5 protein-coding genes are annotated in these 4,361 nt (G+C 65.0%); 3 read left to right on the forward strand and 2 right to left on the reverse strand.

Annotated elements, in window-relative coordinates; genetic code table 11:
* Positions 1-1,388: FAD-dependent oxidoreductase (locus tag ACE3UY_RS18470; RefSeq protein WP_374688953.1), on the reverse strand; the 1,388-nt coding region annotated here is incomplete at its 3' end.
* A gap of 239 nt (positions 1,389-1,627) precedes the next feature.
* Here ACE3UY_RS18470 and ACE3UY_RS18475 point away from each other — a divergent pair.
* Both ACE3UY_RS18475 and ACE3UY_RS18480 read left to right on the forward strand, forming a co-directional pair.
* On the forward strand, positions 1,628-2,041 hold the full coding sequence (locus tag ACE3UY_RS18475; RefSeq protein WP_374688954.1) for a hypothetical protein: 414 nt from the start codon (positions 1,628-1,630) through the stop codon (positions 2,039-2,041).
* Between the two features lie 6 nt (positions 2,042-2,047).
* Positions 2,048-2,521: an HNH endonuclease gene (locus ACE3UY_RS18480; RefSeq protein ID WP_374688955.1), complete on the forward strand. Its 474-nt coding sequence runs from the start codon at positions 2,048-2,050 to the stop codon at positions 2,519-2,521.
* On the opposite strand, the gene ACE3UY_RS18485 is transcribed toward ACE3UY_RS18480, so the two are convergent.
* On the reverse strand, positions 2,415-3,701 hold the full coding sequence (locus ACE3UY_RS18485; protein WP_374688956.1) for a cytochrome P450: 1,287 nt from the start codon (positions 3,699-3,701) through the stop codon (positions 2,415-2,417). The two genes, ACE3UY_RS18480 and ACE3UY_RS18485, sit on opposite strands and share 107 nt — an antisense overlap.
* 258 nt (positions 3,702-3,959) lie before the next feature.
* On the opposite strand from ACE3UY_RS18485, the gene ACE3UY_RS18490 reads away from it, so the two are divergent.
* Positions 3,960-4,361, forward strand: a 402-nt coding sequence (locus tag ACE3UY_RS18490) for a VTC domain-containing protein (protein ID WP_374688957.1), incomplete at its 3' end; no start/stop codon positions are given.

Genomic DNA, 4,361 nt, shown 5'->3' on the forward strand with positions numbered 1-4,361 from the left:
CGCTCGCCGTACTCCGCCAGCAGCCGCGCGTTCGACTCGTACCACATCGGCCGCTCCCAGCCCGCCGCCTCGTAAAACACGCCGCCCAGCGCCCGCTCCCGCTCGTGATAGGGCGTCAGGCGCACATTGCGGTTGCTGCTCCACTGCTCGCGCGGGTGCACGATGCCGTAGGTCTTGTTGAAGCCCTCGACGGCGCGGGCGCGGATGTGGGCCCACGTCTTCTGGTGATCATAGAAGCGGGCGATGTCGGAGGTCGTCGGGTCGATCTCCGGCGCGCCGGTGGTCATCCACTCGGCCACGGCGCGGGCGATGCCCGGCGCTTCCTTGATCCAGACGGCGGCTACCGACCAAAGGCCCTTGACCTCCGGCGTCTCGCCGATGAGGGGGTAGCCGTCCGGCGTCAGCGACAGCAAGCCGTTGATGGCGTAGCGGATGGGGTAGTCGCCCAGGAATGGCATCAGTTCCAGGGCGCGTTCCATGGATGGCTCGAAGTCGTCCTGGGTAAAGGGCATCTCAGTCGGCGAGAGGGCGGCCTTCTCGATGGAGGGGATATCGTCGGGATCCATCAGGATCGGCCGGTGATCATAGGAGCCGACCTCCATGTCGCTGCCGTGCTGGCGTTCGTAGGAGTTGAAGTCCACGTCGCGGACGATGGGGTAGTTGATCTCGCCCGGCTTCTCCGCCAGCAGGGGGACGGGGCCGACGCTGACCATCTGATGCACGGCCGGGGTCAGGGGGATGCTGGCTCCGGCCATGCGGGCGATACGCGGGCTCCAGATGCCGCAGCAGATGATGACCATCTCGGCGGCGATATCGCCCTGGTCGGTGCGTACGCCGCGCACGCGGCCATTCACCACGTCTACGCCGGTGATTTCGATTTTGGTGAACACGGTCAGCGCGTTCTGGCTCTGGGCATACTCGCGCATGAGTGTGCCGGCGCGCAGCGAGTCTACCGTGCCGATGCCGGGGGTGTAGAAGCCGCTCTTGATGATGCGCTCATTGAGGAAGGGGACGAGGGCCTTCACCTCGGCCGGCGAGATGATCTCGGTCTCGATGCCCCACGACTTGCCCGACGCGACGCGACGCTTGAGCTCCTCGACCCGCTCCTTGGTGCGCGCCACCTCGATGCCGCCGCTGAGGGTGAAGACGCCCAACTCCTGGTACTGGCGCACGCTATCGACGGTGAACTGGGTCATCTCCTTGGAGTGATCGACGAGGAAGATGAAGTTGGATGCATGTCCGGTAGAGCCGCCGGGGTTGGGCAGCGGCCCCTTGTCCAGCAGGACGATGTCCTTCCAGCCCAGCTGGGCCAGATGGTAGGCCATGCTGTTGCCAACGATGCCGGCGCCGATGATCACAACATTCGCGTGGGTGGGCAGTGCGCTCATGGTCAGAGACTCCTTTGTAAACAACGCTGCCTAGTTGTAGCGCGGTTTGGTAAACCGCTCTTCGGCCTCGCTGAAGAGGCGGTTTGCCAAACCGCCCTACAATCCTGCGGACGGCTTGCCCAACCGCTCTTCTAGAGGTGGGGCATCATATGTGGAATTGGGCGGGCGTGCAAGTATCACATCTCATGATCGCGGTCTTTCTGGTATGATAGAGGAACTGAGTGTGGAGTGATGTAGAGATGAGCATGTATCCCGTCACGCTGAACCTGCCGGAACGCCTATATCGCCGTTTGCAGCAGACAGCCCAGGCCATGAGGCAGCCTCTCGACGAGGTGTTGGTGCGCGCTGTCGAGGTGGGCAGCCCGCCACTCTGGGATGACGTTCCGGCGGCCTTCCAGGCCGACTTGGCCGCGCTGGATCGCCTTGATGACGAGAGCCTTTGGCAGATCGCCCGCAGCCGTCAGACCGAGGACGACATGGCGCGTTATGGTGAACTGTTGGGCAAGAACGCCGAGGATGCCCTCACCCCCGCCGAACGAACTGAGTTGGCCCAATTGCGGGAAGAGGCCGATCGCTTCATGCTCAGAAAGGCGCAGGCCGCGGCTCTCCTGCACTGGCGCGGCCATTCGATCCCCCCAGCCGATAATCTCTAACGTCGGATGAGCGACAAACTACCGTCATTGCTGCGCAGGCGTCTAATTGAAGCGGACGATCATTGTTGCGCCTACTGTCAGACTTGCGCGGCCACCACCGGCCAGCCACTCACTCTTGATCATATCTTGCCCAGGGTTCAAGGTGGGCAAACGACGTTCGACAATCTGTGTTTCGCCTGCCGCCGGTGCAACGAGTTCAAAGGTGCGCAGACCTCGGGCATCGATCCGTTGACCGGAGAGCGGACGCCGCTCTTTCACCCCCGCCTCCAGCAGTGGGAGGAACACTTGACCTGGGATGGCAGCGGCAGCCAGCTTATCGGTCTTACAGCCACAGGGCGCGCCACCATCGTGACACTCAATATGAATAGCGAGGTCATCGTTCGCGCCCGGCAGCGATGGGTGGGCGTTGGCTGGCATCCACCTTCTCGCCAGAACCAATCCGCCCCATTGTTTCAACCTCGAAAGTTTTCAGCCCTCTAAACCCAAACGTCTCCCCCCACACCGGCGGAGCGGCCACCCCCCACTCGACTTCCCCAGCCAACAGCGCGCGCAGGGCAATTCCTCCCTGAGTGACGGCCAGCGGCGCGCCCAAGCAGTAGTGAATGCCCCGCCCGAAGGCCAGATGCCGGTTCGGCTGCCGGGCGATGTCCAGCCGGTCGGGGTCGGCGAAGGCCGCCGGGTCGCGGTTGGCCGAGCCGAGCAGCAGCGTGACCGACTCGCCGCGCCGGATGAGCCGGCCGCCCAGCGTTACGTCGGCGTAGGCGATGCGCGTCGTGGCCTGGATGGGGCTGTGCAGCCGCAGGAACTCGTCCACGGCCGCATCGGTCAAATCGGGCCGGGCGCGGAACAGCGCCAACTGCGCCGGGGCCTCCAGCAGCAGCAGCGTCCCGGCCGAGATGAGATTGACCGTCGTCTCGTGCCCGGCGAAGAGCAGCATGATCGCCAGCGAGATCACTTCTTCCTCGCTCAACGGCTCGGCCGCGTCGGTGGCCGCCAGCAGCCGGCTGATCAGGTCGTCGCGCGGCCGGGCGCGGCGCGCGGCGACGATCTCGGCTAGATAGGCGGCAAAATCGAGCGCCATGCGGTTACCTTCGGCCATCACGTCCCACGTTCGCTTGTAGTCCAGCACCGCGGCGATGGTCAGCGACCACGCCTTGACCTGCGCCAGGTCGTCGTGGGGGATGCCCAGCAGGTCGGCGATGACGGCCAGCGTCAGCGGAAAGGCATAGTCGGCCACCACGTCGAAGCCGCCGCGTGGGGCCAGTTCGGCCAACAGCGCCGCGGCCCGTGCGGCAATGCGCGGGCGCAACGCCTCTACCACACGAGCGGTGAAGGCGTGATTGAGCAGCGCCCGCTGCCGGGTGTGGGCCGGCGGCTCCAGCGCCAGTGTCCAGCGGGCATAATGTTCCCAGAACGGCTCGCGCTCGGCCGGCGGCACGGGCGGCGGCAGCGCGTCGAGGGCGGGGGCGATGGCCCGGCCGAAGCGCGGGTCCTTCAGCACCGCCGCCGCGTCGGTATAGCGGAACACGTACCACCAGCCGGCCGCGTCCTCGCCCGGCGTGGGCGGCCGGCCCTGATGCACCGGGTCGCACTCGCGAAACCGCGCATAGACCGGATAAGGATCGGCCCGAAAGGCGGGGTCGAACACGTCGAACGTCATGGCAAGAAGTATCCGTGGATTTCGCAGATCGCGCAGTTTTTAGTGGTCAGTAGGTCAGTTTCTCCCCCGCTCCCCTGCACCCCCGCCCCCCTGCTCCCCATCGCTTTACACGACTGAAACCCTTTCTAAACAATTCCCTAACACTTTTGGGCGATACTATCCTCAGACGAGCGAACGGGCATGAGATGGCCCGAATCCAATCGTAGGGTGGTTGCGGAGCCGGGACGGCCCGGCTCCGCGGCCCGTAAAGAGATAGCGATGGAATACACGACGAGGTTCCCCACACCGGCCCGGCGGCCGGCGGTGGAATTGCAGGAAAGGCCACGGCCACAGGCCCCGATACAGTGGCAGAGCTACAGCCCCGACTTCGCCGGCCTACTGAACCGCTTCGAGCCGATCACACTGGCTGAGATGGCCGACGTGGCCCTGCAAGACCGCACCGACACCAAATACCTGCTGCACGAGCGCGAACTCTATAGTGCGCTGTCGGGTCTGAGTGACGCCTATCGCGTGCTGGATATCGAGGGCCTGCGCCTGAACCGCTACCGCACGCTGTACTTCGACACGGTTGACTTCGCGCTGTTCCAGCGCCATCACGTCGGCGCGCGCGAGCGCTTCAAGGTGCGCACCCGCAACTACGTCGATAGCCAGTTGTCGTTC

Origin of the sequence: Promineifilum sp. (SeqCode) (assembly GCF_041918635.1) — a bacterium.
Lineage (GTDB): Bacteria > Chloroflexota > Anaerolineae > Promineifilales > Promineifilaceae > Promineifilum.

Bases quoted from the DNA above. Each gene is read 5' to 3' on its own strand.
- ACE3UY_RS18475 (WP_374688954.1), top strand. From the start codon at position 1,628: ATGAGCATGTATCCCGTCACGCTGAACCTGCCGGAACGCCTATATCGC.
- ACE3UY_RS18480 (WP_374688955.1), top strand. From the start codon at position 2,048: ATGAGCGACAAACTACCGTCATTGCTGCGCAGGCGTCTAATTGAAGCG.
- ACE3UY_RS18485 (WP_374688956.1), bottom strand. From the start codon at position 3,701: ATGACGTTCGACGTGTTCGACCCCGCCTTTCGGGCCGATCCTTATCCG.